At 71.9% G+C, this 15,270-nt stretch carries 16 protein-coding genes and 1 pseudogene; 9 read left to right on the top strand and 8 right to left on the bottom strand.

Annotated features, from left to right (window positions below; translation table 11 throughout):
- Nucleotides 1-167 precede the first annotated feature (167 nt).
- Nucleotides 168-1,238 carry a YihY/virulence factor BrkB family protein gene (locus tag ACQEV2_RS39730; protein WP_433053251.1) on the bottom strand — a complete coding sequence of 357 codons (1,071 nt, stop codon included), beginning with the start codon at nt 1,236-1,238 and terminating at the stop codon, nt 168-170.
- Nucleotides 1,239-1,611: 373 nt separating this feature from the next.
- On the opposite strand from ACQEV2_RS39730, the gene ACQEV2_RS39735 reads away from it, so the two are divergent.
- A complete protein-coding gene (locus tag ACQEV2_RS39735) occupies nt 1,612-2,784 on the top strand; it encodes an alanine--tRNA ligase-related protein (protein ID WP_433055151.1) in 1,173 nt (390 codons plus the stop codon).
- A gap of 81 nt (nt 2,785-2,865) precedes the next feature.
- On the opposite strand, the gene ACQEV2_RS39740 is transcribed toward ACQEV2_RS39735, so the two are convergent.
- Nucleotides 2,866-3,231: a nuclear transport factor 2 family protein gene (locus ACQEV2_RS39740; protein WP_433053254.1), complete on the bottom strand. Its 366-nt coding sequence runs from the start codon at nt 3,229-3,231 to the stop codon at nt 2,866-2,868.
- Between the two features lie 170 nt (nt 3,232-3,401).
- On the opposite strand from ACQEV2_RS39740, the gene ACQEV2_RS39745 reads away from it, so the two are divergent.
- Entirely contained in the window at nt 3,402-3,659 is a 258-nt protein-coding gene (locus ACQEV2_RS39745; protein ID WP_433053257.1) for a hypothetical protein, read from the top strand.
- Nucleotides 3,660-3,904: 245 nt separating this feature from the next.
- On the opposite strand, the gene ACQEV2_RS39750 is transcribed toward ACQEV2_RS39745, so the two are convergent.
- Nucleotides 3,905-5,659: an ABC transporter ATP-binding protein gene (locus ACQEV2_RS39750; RefSeq protein ID WP_433053260.1), complete on the bottom strand. Its 1,755-nt coding sequence runs from the start codon at nt 5,657-5,659 to the stop codon at nt 3,905-3,907.
- 338 nt (nt 5,660-5,997) lie between these two features.
- Nucleotides 5,998-6,591 carry a rhodanese-like domain-containing protein gene (locus ACQEV2_RS39755; RefSeq protein ID WP_433053263.1) on the bottom strand — a complete coding sequence of 198 codons (594 nt, stop codon included), beginning with the start codon at nt 6,589-6,591 and terminating at the stop codon, nt 5,998-6,000.
- A gap of 65 nt (nt 6,592-6,656) precedes the next feature.
- Here ACQEV2_RS39755 and ACQEV2_RS39760 point away from each other — a divergent pair, with 65 nt between their 5' ends.
- Nucleotides 6,657-6,944 (top strand): metal-sensitive transcriptional regulator, encoded by a 288-nt coding sequence (locus ACQEV2_RS39760; RefSeq protein WP_433053266.1) that lies wholly within the window; start codon nt 6,657-6,659, stop codon nt 6,942-6,944.
- An 18-nt stretch (nt 6,945-6,962) separates the two neighbouring features.
- Here the strand turns inward: ACQEV2_RS39760 and ACQEV2_RS39765 are convergent, their stop codons facing one another.
- The 3 genes and pseudogenes from ACQEV2_RS39765 to ACQEV2_RS39775 form a co-directional block, all read right to left on the bottom strand.
- Complete coding sequence (locus ACQEV2_RS39765) at nt 6,963-7,712, bottom strand: sulfite exporter TauE/SafE family protein (RefSeq protein ID WP_433053269.1); 750 nt, start codon at nt 7,710-7,712, stop codon at nt 6,963-6,965.
- Between the two features lie 192 nt (nt 7,713-7,904).
- On the bottom strand, nt 7,905-8,237 hold the full coding sequence (locus ACQEV2_RS39770; RefSeq protein ID WP_433055154.1) for a rhodanese-like domain-containing protein: 333 nt from the start codon (nt 8,235-8,237) through the stop codon (nt 7,905-7,907).
- A 3-nt stretch (nt 8,238-8,240) separates the two neighbouring features.
- Nucleotides 8,241-9,578 (bottom strand): annotated as a pseudogene (locus ACQEV2_RS39775) (MBL fold metallo-hydrolase); the annotation flags it as partial.
- A gap of 240 nt (nt 9,579-9,818) precedes the next feature.
- On the opposite strand from ACQEV2_RS39775, the gene ACQEV2_RS39780 reads away from it, so the two are divergent.
- The 4 genes from ACQEV2_RS39780 to ACQEV2_RS39795 all read left to right on the top strand — a co-directional run bounded on the left by ACQEV2_RS39780 (nt 9,819) and on the right by ACQEV2_RS39795 (nt 13,000).
- Nucleotides 9,819-10,907 (top strand): S-(hydroxymethyl)mycothiol dehydrogenase, encoded by a 1,089-nt coding sequence (locus ACQEV2_RS39780; protein ID WP_433053272.1) that lies wholly within the window; start codon nt 9,819-9,821, stop codon nt 10,905-10,907.
- Complete coding sequence (locus tag ACQEV2_RS39785) at nt 10,907-11,536, top strand: MBL fold metallo-hydrolase (protein WP_433053275.1); 630 nt, start codon at nt 10,907-10,909, stop codon at nt 11,534-11,536. The genes ACQEV2_RS39780 and ACQEV2_RS39785 overlap by 1 nt, the downstream gene beginning before the upstream one ends.
- A 51-nt stretch (nt 11,537-11,587) precedes the next feature.
- The gene (locus tag ACQEV2_RS39790; RefSeq protein WP_433053278.1) at nt 11,588-11,962 is read left to right on the top strand and encodes a DUF4180 domain-containing protein; all 375 of its coding nucleotides are present in this window, start codon (nt 11,588-11,590) and stop codon (nt 11,960-11,962) included.
- Between the two features lie 123 nt (nt 11,963-12,085).
- On the top strand, nt 12,086-13,000 hold the full coding sequence (locus ACQEV2_RS39795) for an SDR family oxidoreductase (RefSeq protein ID WP_433053281.1): 915 nt from the start codon (nt 12,086-12,088) through the stop codon (nt 12,998-13,000).
- Here the strand turns inward: ACQEV2_RS39795 and ACQEV2_RS39800 are convergent.
- Nucleotides 12,991-13,539, bottom strand: coding sequence for a hypothetical protein (locus tag ACQEV2_RS39800; RefSeq protein WP_433053284.1), 549 nt, complete (start codon nt 13,537-13,539; stop codon nt 12,991-12,993). The two genes, ACQEV2_RS39795 and ACQEV2_RS39800, sit on opposite strands and share 10 nt — an antisense overlap.
- 50 nt (nt 13,540-13,589) lie before the next feature.
- Between ACQEV2_RS39800 and ACQEV2_RS39805 the strand changes: the two genes are divergently transcribed.
- Both ACQEV2_RS39805 and ACQEV2_RS39810 read left to right on the top strand, forming a co-directional pair.
- Nucleotides 13,590-14,387 carry an SDR family NAD(P)-dependent oxidoreductase gene (locus ACQEV2_RS39805; RefSeq protein ID WP_433053286.1) on the top strand — a complete coding sequence of 266 codons (798 nt, stop codon included), beginning with the start codon at nt 13,590-13,592 and terminating at the stop codon, nt 14,385-14,387.
- A gap of 149 nt (nt 14,388-14,536) precedes the next feature.
- Complete coding sequence (locus ACQEV2_RS39810) at nt 14,537-15,238, top strand: L,D-transpeptidase family protein (RefSeq protein WP_433053289.1); 702 nt, start codon at nt 14,537-14,539, stop codon at nt 15,236-15,238.
- The last annotated feature ends 32 nt before the right edge of the window (nt 15,239-15,270 follow it).

The raw sequence follows: 15,270 nt of genomic DNA on the forward strand, positions 1-15,270 counted from the left end.
GCGGTCAGCAGGCCGCGGTCGATCCGCGCCCGTACCGGCTCGGGCGTCCTGCCGTGCGCCGCGTGGCGGTCACCTTCTCTTGTGCCTTTGCGTCGCGGTTCGCGGAGGGGACGCACAGCTGACACGCCGGGTACCCGGGCGCCGCCCTCCCGTACCGCGCGGCGCCGTCACGGGCCGCGAAGACGGCGCCGGTCCTGTTCGTCCCAGGTGCGGGTGTCGCGCGGGGTGACGTAGGGCTCCTCGTCGGGCGGGTGCCCGCCGGCGATCGCACGCTGCCGTGCCGCCTCCGCGTCGAACTCCAGGCCGAGCAGGATGGCCAGATTGCCGACCCACAGCCACACCAGGAAGACGATCACGCCCGCCATGGTGCCGTAGGTCTTGTTGTACGAGGCGAAGTTGGCGACGTAGAGCGCGAAGCCAGCGGAAGCGATCATCCAGATCACCAGGGCGAGGAAGCTGCCCGGAGTGATCCACCGGAAGCCGCGGATCCTGGCGTTCGGGGTCGCCCAGTACAGGATCGCGATCATGGTGGTCACCAGGACGACCAGGACGGGCCACTTGGCGAAGGCCCAGACGGTCAGCGCCGTGTCGCCGACGCCGAGTGTCCCGCCGACCTGCCCGGCCAGCGCGCCGGTGAAGACGACGATCAGCGCGCTGATCACGGCCAGCGCCATGAGCACGACGGTCACGCCGAGCCGGACCGGGAGGACCTTCCACACCGGGCGCCCCTCGGGCATGTCGTAGACGGCGTTGGCGGTGCGGATGAAGGCCGCGACATAGCCGGAGGCCGACCACACCGCCAGGGCCAGACCGACGACGGCCATGACGGAGCCGAGACCGCCGTTGCCCTGCAACTGCTCGACCGCGCGCGTGAGGATGTCCCGGGCCTCGCCCGGCGACAGCCGCTTGATGTTGTCCAGGACCTCGTCGGTGGCCGACTTGCCGGCCAGCCCGAGCAAGGAGACCAGCACCAGCAGGGCGGGGAAGAGCGACAGCACGCCGTAGTAGGTCAGGGCCGCCGCGCGATCGGTCAGCTCGTCGTCCTTGAACTCCCGCAGCGTGCCCTTCAGCGCCGCCCGCCACGACCGTTCGGGCAGCTCGGTCGGTGTGTCGGGGGCCCGCTCCTCCACTTGCGGATCCGGACCGAACCGCTCCTGCGAGGCCTCGGAGGCCGACTCCGGAGGCGGACTGCTCCCCGCCCCGTGATCCTGGCGCCTGGATTTGCGAAGTCGAGTCATGGCCCCCGGGTATCCGGCCCCGCACTGCTCACGCGCGAGATGCACGAGGGCCGACCCGACAGGACCCCGCCTCGCCCCGACCCGCCCCGCCCCGACCCGACCCGGTCCGGTCCGCGGCCGGCCGATCAGTTGCCGCCATGAAAACCCGGGGCACACCCGGGGGGCGGACTGTTAGCGTCGATTCCATGAAGGTCATCAGGCACACCCACACCGCAGCCGCGCGAGCGACCAGCTCCTCGGCTGCCGACGCCTGATCCCACCCCTCCCGGCGGCCGGAAACGGACCGCCGGTGAGTGCCTTCCCCCTGGTCGCACTCTCTTCCGCGGCTCTTTCCGGTCCCCATGACCCGAAGGAAACCGCGATGAACACGACCATGACCACAGACCGGATCGTCCGCACCTTCACCGACTTCTTCCGCGAGCGCGGACACGAGCTCCTCACCGGCGGCACACTCCTGCCTCCGCCCTCCGACCGGGTGCTGTTCACCACCTCGGGCATGCACCCGCTCACCCCCTACCTGGAAGGCCGCCCCCATCCACGCGGACCGCGCCTGACCAGCGTCCAGCGCTGTCTGCGCACCACCGACCTCGACGAAGTCGGCGACCGGACCCATCTCACGGTGTTCGAGATGCTCGGCTCGTGGTCCCTGGGCGACTACGGGCATTCACAGAGCCTGCGTTGGGGCTACGAGCTGCTGCGCGACGGGTTCGGCATTCCGCCGGAGCGGATGTACGTCACCGTCTTCGGGGGCGACGGCCAGGTCGGCCCCGACAGTGAATCGCTGGGCACCTGGCGGGAGTTGGGGCTGCCCGTGGAGTCCACCCGGGACGAGAACTGGTGGTCCCACGACCCCGTCGGACTGTGCGGCCCCGACTCGGAGATCTTCGTCTGGACCGGCGGCCCCGGCACCCCGCCCCAGGGCAGCCCCACCACCGACCCACGGTGGGTCGAGGTCTGGAACCACGTGAGCATGCGCTACCGCCGGCACGAGGACGGCAGCCTCCAGCCCCTCCGACGACCCAGTGTCGACACGGGCATGGGGCTGGAGCGACTCGTGACCGTCCTCCAGGGCCACGACTCCGTCTACGACAGTGACCTGTTCGAACCCTGGATGCGGCTGCTGCCGCCGCTGTGGGACCTGGACGGGACGTCGACCCGACTCGTCTGCGACCACCTGCGGTCCGGCATCGTGGTCATCGGCGACGGCGTACGGCCGTCCCCCACCGGACGCGGCTACGTCCTGCGCCGGCTGATCCGCCGCGTCCTCACCACGCTGTGGCGCGACGACCCCTCGCGCACGCTCTCCGACCTGCCCGGCGAGGTCGTCGGGCACACGCTGGACCACTTCCGCCGGCCCTGCGGAACGGGCCTGGTGCGCGAGGTGCTGCTGGACGAGGAACGGCGCTTCCGCAGGCTCCTGGAGCGAGGCCGCCGTGTGCTGGGCAGGCCGCGGTTCGAGGGCCCGCTGAGCGACGAGGACTACCGCTACCTCCACGACACCCACGGACTGCCCCGCGACCTCGTCACGACGCTCCGCACGCCCTGACGGCCGAGAAGGCCCGAGCCGGCCACGAGGCGGCCCGGGCCTTCGGAGGCTCCCTTCGCGGCGCTGTGGGTGACTGTCCTCCTACTCGTCCCACGCCTCGATCATGATCTGCTGGGAGATCTTGCCGTCCCGCAGCGTGACCATCGACTCGGACAGGACGCGCACCCCGTCCGTGTACTCGCAGGACTCGCTGTAGGCCGCGCGATCACCCTGGACGACGCATCCCTCCAGCTTGTGCGTCATGTCGCGGCTGTAGACGTCGTTGAGCATCTCGGCGATCTCATTGCGGCCGTGCAGCACCTTGGGGTGGCTGGGCTGGGCGTTGCGGTTCACGACGCGCAGTTCCGCGTCGTCCGCGTACAGCGACAGAAGCGTGTCCGGGGTCTGTCCTTCTATGCCCCGGCGCAGTGTTTCGGTGTCGAACGACGGGCTGGTGGCAGTGCCCATGGTGACCTCCTCGAAGGCCCGCGGCAGGACGAGGGACGGCCGCGAGGCCTCTCCTGAAGAGCCTCCTCCGCCCCACCGGAGTCGGCAAGCGCAACCGGAGCGCTCGGCCTGACGGGTGAGAGCCGCGGGACGGCCGTGTCCGGCGGCGGGCCGCCCGCGTTGCTGAAAGCATGATGTCAACACGACGTATCGCAGCCGCCGTTGGCCTGGCCGCCGGTCTCACGGGCCTCGCCGCTCCGCTGGCGAACGCGCACCACACGGACACCCGGCCCGTGGGCCCGCAGCTGAACCCGATCGCCACCCTCGACTCGCTCGCCCAGACCGGCATCCCCGAGCAGCACAAGCACCGGGTCCCGCGGGTGTCGCAGCAGCTCGGCCACCTCAACCAGCTCAACGAGCTGCGCCCGGCGCAACTGGGTCGCCGATAGGCCACCGACCCGCAGGAGGAAGGGCCGCCCGGATCGTGCCGGGCGGCCCTTCGTGCGTGCGGAGCGTGACGTGCCCGCTACGCAGCGGCGTCGGCCGACGGTGACAGGAAGTAGAAGCCCGGCCTCGGGTGCCTCGGGAAGTCGTGGTGGGGGACGTTTCCCTGAGCTTCACGGCGAGCACCTCGGTGGCGTACGAACGGCTGCGCGGACCGGAGAGTTGAGCCGGCTTCCCTACGGTCGTGACGTCACTCGGCGGTCGCCAGGAACTGCGTCGCCGCCAGCTCGGCGTAGAGCGGATCCTCCGCGACGAGTTCGCGATGCGTCCCCACCGCGCGCACCCGGCCCGCGTCCATCACCACGATCCGGTCGGCCATCGTCACCGTCGACAGCCGGTGCGCGACGACCAGAACCGTGGTCGTCCGGGCGACGTCGGCGACGGTGTCGCGCAGCGCCGCCTCGTTGACCGCGTCCAGCTGCGAGGTGGCCTCGTCGAGCAGCAGCAGGCGGGGGCGGCGCAGCAGGGCGCGGGCGATGGCGACGCGCTGCCGCTCGCCGCCGGACAGCTTGGTGCCGCGGTGCCCGACGAGCGTGTCCAGACCGTCGGGCAGCCGCGCGATCAGACCGTCGAGGCGGGTCGTCTTCAGCACCCGGGCGAGCGCGTCGTCGTCCGCGTCGGGATTGCCCAGCAGCAGATTGTCCCGCAGCGAACCCGACAGGACGGGGGCGTCCTGTTCCACATAGCCGATGGCGGACCGCAGCCGGGACAGCTCCCAGTCCGCCAGGTCCCGCCCGTCGAGGGTGATGGTCCCGGCCTCGGGGTCGTAGAACCGCTCGATGAGGGAGAAGACGGTGGTCTTGCCCGCGCCCGACGGCCCGACGAACGCCGTCATGCCCTGCGCGGGCACGGCGAACGTCACCCCGTGGTGGACGTACGGCAGATCGTCGGCATAGCGGAAGCGCACGTCCTCGAAGGCCAGCGCGGCGGGCTCCGCCCCGGCCGTGGGCAACGGCGCGGGGGCGGCGGCCGGTTCGGCGGGCAGCCGCAGCGCCTCCTGGATGCGGGCGAGGGCCGCCGCGCCGGTCTGGTACTGCGTGATCGCGCCGACGACCTGCTGGATCGGCGACATCAGATAGAAGACGTAGAGCAGGAACGCGACCAGCGTGCCGACGTCGATCGCTCCCGTCGCCACCCGTGCCCCGCCCACCGCGAGCACCGTGATGAAGGCGATCTGCATGGCGAGCCCGGCCGTGTTGCCCGCCGCCGCCGACCACTTGGCGGCCCGTACGCTCTGCCGCCACGACTCCTCGGCCGCCTCGTGCAGCGTCCGCTCCTCCCGGTGCTCGGCGCCGGAGGCCTTCACCGTGCGCAGCGCGCCGAGGATCCGCTCCAGCGAGGCCCCCATCACGCCGACCGCGTTCTGCGCCTGCCGGCTGGCCCGGTTGATGCGCGGCACGATCACGCCGAGGACCGTGCCGGCGCCCAGGATCACGGCGAGCGTGACCGACAGCAGCACCGGATCCACCAGCCCCATCATCACCACCGTCGCCAGCAGCGTGAGCCCGCCTGTGCCGAGGCCCACCAGCGAGTCGGTCGTGACCTCGCGCAACAGCGTCGTGTCCGAGGTGATGCGGGCCATCAGGTCGCCCGGCTCACTGCGGTCCACCGCCGTGATGCGCAGCCGCAGCAGATACGACGACAGGGCACGCCGCGCGCCGAGCACCACCGACTCCGCGGTGCGCCGCAGCACGTACGAACCCAGCGCGCCCACCGCCGCGTTGGCCACGACCAGCCCGGACATGAGCAGCAGCGCCCCGGTGATGGCCCGGTCGTGGGACAGGTCGTCGATCAACTCCCGTGCCACCAGCGGAAGGAGGAGGCCGGTGGCCCCCGTGACCAGCGACAGCACGGCCCCGGCCAGGAGGGCCCACCGATGCGGCCGTACGTATCCGAGGAGCAGCCGCCACGCGGGCTGGTCGGTCGGCGTCCGGTCAGTGCTCACGGCGCTCCTTCGGAGTCGGTCGGGAGCACTCAGGCTACGTCGGCCCGTCCGTGCGGGGCTCGCCGGTTTCGGGCGACGGAGAACACGATCGGCCGATCGGCTCCGCGTGGCAGTCGTCGAGCATGCCGGTCAGGACCTCGCCCGGCCCCGGCTCGACGTGCTGGTCACACCCGGGCAACCCGGCCTGGCGGGCGGCACGTCGCCGAGACGCTGGTGCACGTACCGCACCGACTGCTGACCCTGGGCGGTGCGGAGGGCCTGGACGAGGCGGACCTCGCCCGGGCCGTCCGGGAGTTCCTCAGGTGAGCTGGACGTTCTTCAGGTGATCCGGACGTTCCTCAGGTGACAGGAGACTGTCCGCGCTCGGCCAGAGCGGCCAGGGTCGCTTCGAGGTCGGCGGGGTGTGAGCGGTTGTACGGCAGCTTCGACAGCAGGGCGGCCATGCCGCAGGTGTCGGTGAGGGCCGAGAACACCAGCCCGCCCGCGATCCCCGCGGAGAGCAACTGCCAGGCCGGGTGCAGCAGTCCGAGGGCCAGGCCGACCAGGACGATCGCGCCCGCGGCGAAGCGCACCTGGCGCTCCATGGCCCAGACGGCGCGCTTGCCCGGCGCAGGCCGGCGCAGTTCGTGCCCGCGCCCTGCCCAGCCCTGAGTGCCGCCCGTCAGGGTCATGGCCCGTATGCCGTGCTCGGCGAGGCTGCGGCAGGCCCGCTCCGAGCGGGCGCCGGAGGCGCAGACGACCAGCAGTTCGCCGGGGAGCTGGCGGAGCACGGGAAGGGCGCTGTCGAGCCGGTCCAAGGGGATGTTGAGGGCGTCGGGCAGATGTCCGGCGGCGTACTCACCCGGCGTGCGCACGTCGATGACGGTCAGGCGGGGCAGGCGGGTGCGGGCCTCGTCGGCGTCGAGGGCGAGGGGCTCAACGGGTGGGTTCACGGGAAGTGAGATCCTTTCGAAGGGGAGGAGGTAAAATACCCCCAAGGGTATGCAGAGGAGTGATCGTGGAGCTGCAGTTCGAGGGCGATGACCTCAAGTCGGTGCTGAACCGCCTGCGCCGGGCGCAGGGGCAGATCTCCGGAGTGATCAAGATGATCGAGGAGGGCCGCGACTGCGAGGACGTCGTCACCCAGCTCGCCGCCGCCTCCCGGGCTCTCGACCGGGCCGGCTTCGCGATCATCGCGACCGGGCTCCAGCAGTGCCTCACCGATGCCCAGAAGGGCGAACGGAGCGGCGAGACGACGGAGCAGATGAAGGCACGGCTGGAGAAGCTGTTTCTGTCGCTGGCCTGAGAGGTATGGCCGTGGGGGTCATACGACGGCGTCGACCAGCATGAACAGGGCCACCGCCAGCAGGACGTACGCGAAGAGCCGCTGCAGCGTGCCTCCGGAGACCTTCCCGGCGAGCCGCTTGCCGTCCCAGGCGCCGAGCACCGCAGCCGCGGCGAACGGCGTGACGGCGGTCCAGTCGACCGGCGCGGCGGAACCCGCCCGAGCCGCCAGCGCTACCAGTGAGTTGACGGTGATGACCAGCAGACTCGTGCCCACGGCGGCCCGCATGCGCAGCCCCACCACGTTCACCAGCGCCGGTACGGCGAGGAAGCCGCCGCCCACCCCGAGCAGCCCGGTCACCGCACCGAGTCCCGCTCCGGCCTGAACGACCCGACCGGGACGCACCGGCACGTTGTCGTGCCGTACGGCGGCCGACGGCCGGAGCATGCGCAGCACGGCGACGGCGGCGATCACCGCGAACGCCCCCGTGAGCAGCCCGGGAGGCAGCCGCCCCGACACGGCGCCGCCGACTGCCGCGGGCACCAGGCCGGCCGCCGCGAACAGCGCCCCGGCGCGCCACCGCACCGTGCCCTCACGGGCGTGCACGCCCAGCGCGGTCACGGAGGTGACGGTGACGACGACCAGACTCGCGGTGGCGGCCGCGGCCGGCGTGAAGCCGAGCAGATACATCAACGCGGGCACGGCCAGCACACTGCCACCACCTCCCAGCGCCCCGAGCGCGAGCCCGGTGACGGCACCGGCGAGCAGACCGAGGACCAGGGCGCTCACCGGAGACGGCCCGGGGGATGGGGCACGGCGAGGTGGTTCGGGCCGAGCGGCCGGGCGGGGCCGAGGGGAAGAGCCGAGGCGGCTCCGGTTGCCGACTCCCGGACTCCGCGCATACCCTCACTCGCCATCGCACGCCCTCGGCTGCGCCAGCACCGGAAGTCTCGCCTCGGTTCCCGGACGCCGCGCATGCCCTCACTCGCCATCGCACGCGCCCGGCTCCGCCACGACCGGAAGCCCCGCATCGGCCCAGGCCCGCATCCCGCCGATGACGTCCACGACATCCGTGCCGCGTGCCGCGAGCAGGGCCGCCGCCTCGCGGGAGCGCTTGCCGGAGCGGCAGATCGCGACGACCGGGCGTCCCCGCGCGGCCGGCGGGAGCAGCTCACCCGACGTCAGCGACGACAGGGGCGCGAGTACGGCGCCCGGAGCGTGCCCCGTGGCCCATTCGCCGGGTTCGCGCACGTCCACCAGTACGGCGTCCGCGCGTGCCCGCTCATGGGCCTCGGTCGCGGTGATGCGGGCCATGGGCAGCCCGGCATCGTGTGCCGCCGCGAACCCGTCGTCGACGGCGACGACGTCACGTCCCGCCGCATCGAGCAGCGAGGCGGCGATGGCGGCCCGCATACCGCCGGCGCAGTGCACCCACACGGTGCCGTCCGGTATCTCCGCGAGACGGTCGCGCAGCTGATGCAGCGGAATGTGCACCGAGCCCCTGATGTGACCGGCGTGGCGTTCGGAGTCGCGCCGCACGTCCAGGACCACGACGCCGACCTGCGCGGCCAGTTCGGCGAAGGTGCCGCGCGGGAAGGAGCGCGGCCGCTCGCCCCGCCGTATCCAGTCGGCGGGTGAACCGGTCGCCGCGGCGGCCGGCCGGTCGATGCCGACCCGGACCAGTTCCCGCTGGGCGTCGGACAGTTGGGCCGGGGTCGCGGCGAGCAGGGTGACCGGCTTGCCCCACGGCAGCAGCCAGGCCAGATAGGTGGCGAGCTGCCCCTCCGCCTCGAAGTTGAGCGAGCCGGCGACATGTCCCTCGGCGAACGCGACCCGGTTGCGCAGATCCACCACCCACTCCCCGGCGGCGAGCCGCGCCGCGATGTCCTCGGCGCCGGCCGGACGGGGCGGGGTCAGGTCCACCGGTGCCGGGCCGCGCGCGTTCACCGGACCCATGTGCGCGTAGTACGCGGGGATGTCGTCCAGCCCGGCGAGCAGCTCGGCGACGAACGTGTCGACGTCCTTCACCAGGGCCTCGTTGACGGCACGCTCACGCCCGATCGTCGTTGCCGCCTGGTCCGCCGTCCGGGTGGCGGAGCAGAAACTGCCGAAACCGTGCGTCGGCAGCACCGCCGTCTCGTCCGGCAACTCGGCGGCCAGCCGGTGCGCGGAGTCGTACTGCGCCCGCGCCAGCCGCCCCGTCAGCCGCGGCTCGACGAGATCGGGCCGCCCCACCGTGCCGATCAGCAGGGAGCCGCCGGTGAAGACGGCCACCGCGCGGCCGCTCTCCTCCAGCACGTACGAGGTGTGGTGCGGGGTGTGCCCGGGAGTGGCCAGGGCGCGCAGCACCAGGCCGTCCCCGATCCGCGTACGGTCCCCGTCGGCGACCGGCACCCGCTCGTACCCGACCCGCGCCGCGGCCGGCACGAGATAGGCGGCACCCGTGATCCGGGCCAGTTCAAGGCCGCCGGTCACATAGTCGTTGTGCACATGGGTCTCGGCGACATGGGTGATGCGCACACCCCGCCGCGCGGCGGCCGCGATCACCCGGTCGATGTCCCTGGGCGGATCGACCACCGCGGCGCTGTGCGCATCGCCCGCCAGATAGCTGCGGTTGCCGAGCCCCGGCACGTCGATGGTGTCGACGAAGTACACGGCAGTGCTCCTCTCCTGGTCACCTCGTGAACCCTCGGCGAATTACCCCCGGGGGTATATGGCAAACATAGCAGAGGTACCCCAGGGGGTATCTCCCGGGGTATTTCGGCGGCCGTGGCCGGAAGGTTCGGGACGGTGGCCGGAAGGTGAGGTCATGAGCTGTGACCCAGCCCTTTACCGATCAGTCACATCTAGGGTCGGAAGTGGGACCGAGAGCCGCCGAGGGAAGGGTGGAGCACCATGGCGCAGGAAGTTCGCGGCGTGATCGCACCGGGCAAGGACGAGCCGGTGCGGGTGGAGACGATCGTGGTGCCCGATCCGGGTCCGGGTGAGGCCGTGGTGAAGGTGCAGGCGTGCGGTGTGTGCCACACCGACCTGCACTACAAGCAGGGCGGCATCAGCGACGACTTCCCGTTCCTGCTGGGGCACGAGGCCGCGGGTGTCGTGGAGTCGGTGGGGGAGGGGGTCACCGATGTCGCCCCCGGCGACTTCGTCGTCCTCAACTGGCGTGCGGTGTGCGGCCAGTGCCGTGCCTGTCTGCGGGGGCGGCCGTGGTACTGCTTCGACACCCACAACGCGAAGCAGAGGATGACCCTCGCCTCGACCGGGCAGGAGCTGTCCCCCGCGCTGGGCATCGGCGCGTTCGCGGAGAAGACGCTGGTGGCGGCCGGGCAGTGCACCAAGGTGGACGCCTCGGTGGCGCCGCAGGTCGCGGGCCTGCTGGGCTGCGGAGTGATGGCCGGGATCGGCGCGGCGATCAACACCGGCAACGTCGGCCGCGGCGACACCGTCGCGGTGATCGGCTGCGGCGGGGTCGGGGACGCCGCGATCGCCGGGTCACGCCTGGCCGGGGCGGCGAGGATCATCGCGGTGGACATCGACGACCGCAAGCTGGAGACGGCCCGCACCATGGGCGCCACGCACACCGTCAACTCCCGGCAGACCGACCCGGTCGAGGCGATCCGGGAGCTGACCGGCGGGTTCGGCGCCGATGTCGTCATCGAGGCGGTCGGCCGCCCGGAGACGTACAAGCAGGCGTTCTACGCCCGCGACCTCGCCGGCACGGTCGTCCTGGTCGGCGTGCCCACCCCGGAGATGAAGCTGGAACTGCCGCTGCTGGACGTCTTCGGCCGCGGCGGCGCGCTGAAGTCCTCCTGGTACGGCGACTGCCTCCCCTCGCGCGACTTCCCGATGCTCATCGACCTGCATCTCCAAGGCCGCCTGGACCTCGAGGCGTTCGTCACCGAGACCATCGAACTCACCGACGTGGAGAAGGCCTTCGAGCGCATGCACCACGGCGACGTCCTGCGTTCGGTGGTGATGCTGTGATGGCCGCCCGCATCGAACGCCTCGTCACCTCCGGGCAGTTCACGCTCGACGGCGGCACCTGGGACGTCGACAACAACGTGTGGCTCGTCGGAGACGACCACGAGGTGATCGTCATCGACGCCGCCCACGACGCCGACGCCATCGCCGAGGCGGTCGGCGACCGGCGCCTCACCGCGATCGTGTGCACCCACGCCCACAACGACCACATCGACGCCGCGCCCGATCTCGCCGACCGCACCGGCGCCACGATCTGGCTCCACCCCGACGACCTGCCGCTGTGGAAGCAGACCCATCCGGACCGCGACCCCGACGCCCATCTCGTGGACGGCCAGATCATCGAGGCCGCGGGCGCCGACCTGACCGTCCTGCACACCCCGGGCCACGCGCCGGGCGCGGTGTGCCTGCACGACCCCGGCCTGGGCGCCGTCTTCACCGGCGACACCCTCTTCCAGGGCGGTCCCGGCGCCACCGGCCGCTCCTACTCCCACTTCCCGACGATCATCGACTCCATCCGTGCCCGCCTGCTCACCCTCCCGCCCGAGACCAAGGTCCTCACCGGCCACGGCGACCCGACCACCATCGGAGCCGAGGCGCCGCACCTCGAGGAGTGGATCGCCCGCGGCCACTGAGACCGGAAAACCCGTGGTCGGGGGCGGGGCGCGGCCGTACGATCGCGCCCCATGACCACCAACACGCTCGTGACCCTGCATGACGTACGCGTCCTGCGCTGCGCCCCCGACGGCCCGCCCCTGGACGGCGAGCGCGCGGCGCTCGATCTGATCGGCGATGCCTTCGGGCAGGACGCCGAACTGGTCGCGGTTCCCGTGGGCCGGGTCGCCGACGAGTTCTTCCAGCTGCGGTCGGGTGTCGCGGGGGCGGTCATGCAGAAGTTCGTGAACTACCGGCTGCGCCTCGCGGTCGTCGGTGACGTCTCCCACCACATCGCCGAGAGCACCGCCCTGCGCGACTTCGTCCACGAGACCAACAACGGCGGCCACATCTGGTTCCTGCCGACCTACGACGACCTCGACGCGAAACTGCGCCCGGCCGGGTGACCCACTCGTAGGACCCGTACGGGTGACCCACCCGTAAGAGACGCCAGAAAGACGACAGAAGATGTCCGGCTTACCCGGCACCCTCGATGACGACATCGCTCGCAGAGGGTCGGGAGGCCGGACATGTCACAGCCGCTGAAGGACAAGGTCGCGCTCGTCGCCGGGGCGACACGGGGAGCCGGACGCGGCATTGCCGTGGAGCTCGGCGCGGCCGGCGCCACGGTCTACGTGACGGGGCGCAGCACGCGCGGCCGCCGCTCCGAGTACGACCGCCCCGAGACGATCGAGGACACCGCCGACCTGGTCACCGAGGCCGGCGGCCTCGGCATCGCCGTACCCACCGACCACCTCGACCCGGCGCAGGTCCGCGCGCTCGTCGACCGCATCGCGGAGGAACAGGGCCGTCTCGACATCCTCGTCAACGACATCTGGGGCGGCGAGAAGCTGTTCGCCTGGGACAGCCCCGTCTGGGAGCACGACCTCGACAAGGGCCTCAGGCTGCTCCGCCTCGCGGTCGAGACCCATGCCGTCACCAACCACCACGCCCTGCCCCTGCTCCTGCGCCACCCCGGCGGACTGGTGATCGAGATGACCGACGGCACCGCGGAGTACAACCGCGGCCACTACCGCAACTCCTTCTTCTACGACCTCGCCAAGGCGTCCGTCCTGCGCATGGCCTTCGCCCTGGGCCACGAACTCGGCCCCCGCGGCGCCACCGCCGTCGCGCTGACCCCGGGCTGGCTGCGCTCGGAGATGATGCTCGACGCCTTCGGAGTGCGGGAGGACAACTGGCGCGACGCCCTCGCCCGCGTCCCGCACTTCGCCATCTCCGAGACGCCGCGCTACGTGGGCCGCGCCGTCGCCGCCCTCGCCGCCGACCCCGACGTGGCCCGCTGGAACGGCGCGTCCCTCTCCAGCGGGCAGCTCGCGCAGGTCTACGGCTTCACGGACCTCGACGGCAGCCGCCCCGACGCCTGGCGGTACCTCGTCGAGGTCCAGGACGCCGGGAAGCCGGCGGACACGACGGGTTACCGCTGAGGCGGTACCGGGTTCTCCGCCGGGAGCGGCCAGCGCGCCGAGTGGCCCGGTGGCAGGCCCAGATCGTCGCCTACGGCGGCGTAGTAGGCCTCGCGTCCGGCGCGCTGCCGTTCCAGCAGGGCCTGCCAGGCATCACGGTCGTCCCGGCCCTCGCGCACGAACCGCTCCATCTCCATCGCCGCCACGACCCAGACCCGCGCCTTCTCGACCACCGTACGGCTGCCCAGCATGATCAGAGCCTCGCCCGAGGGGTCCCGGGCGGTGGTTGCCTCGGCCAGCAGCGGCTGGGCCTCCGCGAGGGACAGGGGATCCGGGTGCGGATCGACGCCGGCCGCGGCAGCGACGCGGTACGTCACCGTGACCGTCTTCTTCACCGACTGCGCATAGTCGGCGTACACCGTGAGCCGACGCTCCTCCCAACGCGCCGCCTGCTCACGCCGGAACCTCATCCGGTCGCCCCGCACGACCACCACATACGAACCGAGCGCGCCGATCACGACACCGATGAGCGCGGGGAGTTGCTGAATGAACGCGGACATGGACGCACGCTATCTGCCCGGATGATCGCTCCCGCACTACGGTTCGGTCCATGACGGACACAACGCGCTTCGCAGGTCACGCAGTCCTCATCACCGGCGCGGCCCGCGGCATCGGCGCGGCCACCGCACGCCGCCTCGCCGAGGAAGGGGCGCGCGTCCTGGTGACCGACAGGGACGGGCCCGAGGCCGAGAGGACCGCGTCGAAGCTGCGGGAGCTGGGGCTCGCGGCGCAGGCGTCGGCGTGCGACGTCGCCGACCGCGCGTCCGTCGAGGCGGCCGTCGCCCATGCCGTCGACGCCTTCGGCTCGCTCGACGTCCTGGTCAACAGCGCCGCCTCCTGCACACCCGACACCCCGCTCTTCGAGGACGGCACGGACGAGGCCTGGGCCCGGGACCTCGACATCACCCTCACCGGCACCTACCGCTGCTGCCGTGCCGCGCTTCCCCACCTGGCCGCCACCGGGCGCGGAGCCATCGTGAACATCGGCTCCGTCAACGGCCTCCAGGACTTCGGCAACCACGCCTACAGCGCTGCCAAGGCCGGCCTCGGCTCCCTCACCCGCACGCTCGCCGGCCACGCCGCCGCCCGCGGAGTCCGCGTCAACCTGGTGACGCCGGGCACGGTGCGCACCTCGGCCTGGGAGGGACGGGACGCGGAACTCGACGCGGTCCGCGCCCTGTATCCCCTGGGCCGGGTCGGTGAACCCGAGGACATCGCCGCCGCGGTCGCCTTCCTCGCGTCCCGCGACGCGGGATGGATCACCGGCACGACCCTCACCGTCGACGGCGGCCTCACCGCCGTCCACACCGGGTTCCGGGCCGCTGTCCGCCGCTCCGGCGACACCTGAGGCGCCCGGCTTCCCCCAGCTCGCCACGGCCTCTCGGCCGGCGAAATTTCACCGTTCGGTCACAGCCCGGCCCGGGCCACAACCCATACCCCCGCACACGGGTCTACCTGGCAGAAGTCCACACGACCACGCAAGGGGAAGGCCCGGCCATGGGGGACATACGCAGACGGCGAGCCGTCGCACTCGGCATCACCGGCGGACTCGTCGCACCGCTCACACTCACGCTCGCCGCCGCACCGGCGCAGGCGGCCCCGAGCTGTACGACCCAGACCGGCCCGTATCAGAAGCAGGTGGAGAAGTTCCTCGGCCGACCGGTCGACGGCAAGCAGTCCGCCGCCGACTGCAAGGCCATCCAGGCCTTCCAGACCAAGCACGGCATCACCCCGAACGCCGGCTACGCGGGCCCCGTCACCTGGGGCGTGATGGACCTGATGAACAAGCAGAAGGCCGTCGGCAACAAGCCCAACAAGGACGGCAAGTGCCCCGTCAACAAGGGCCGCATCGCCTGCGTGAACCTCACGCTCCAGCTGAGCTGGATCCAGGACGGCGACAGGCTGGTCTACGGGCCGGTCCCGGTCCGCACCGGCCGCAACGGCTACGAGACGCGCACCGGCCTGAAGAAGATCTACTGGCGCAACATCGACCACGTCTCGACCATCTACGACGTGCCGATGCCCTACAGCCAGTTCTTCGACGGCGGCCAGGCCTTCCACTCGGTCGGCGTCAGCATGTGGAACCCGCCCGGCTCGCACGGCTGCGTCAACATGACCAAGACCGACGCGAAGAAGTACTGGTCGCTGCTGAAGAAGGGCGACGACGTCTACGTGTACGGCCGCAAGCCGGGCACCTGACCCAGCGCAGGCACCCGGCTAGCGGGGAAACG

It is taken from the genome of Streptomyces sp. CA-251387, assembly GCF_050936625.1.
GTDB lineage: Bacteria > Actinomycetota > Actinomycetes > Streptomycetales > Streptomycetaceae > Streptomyces.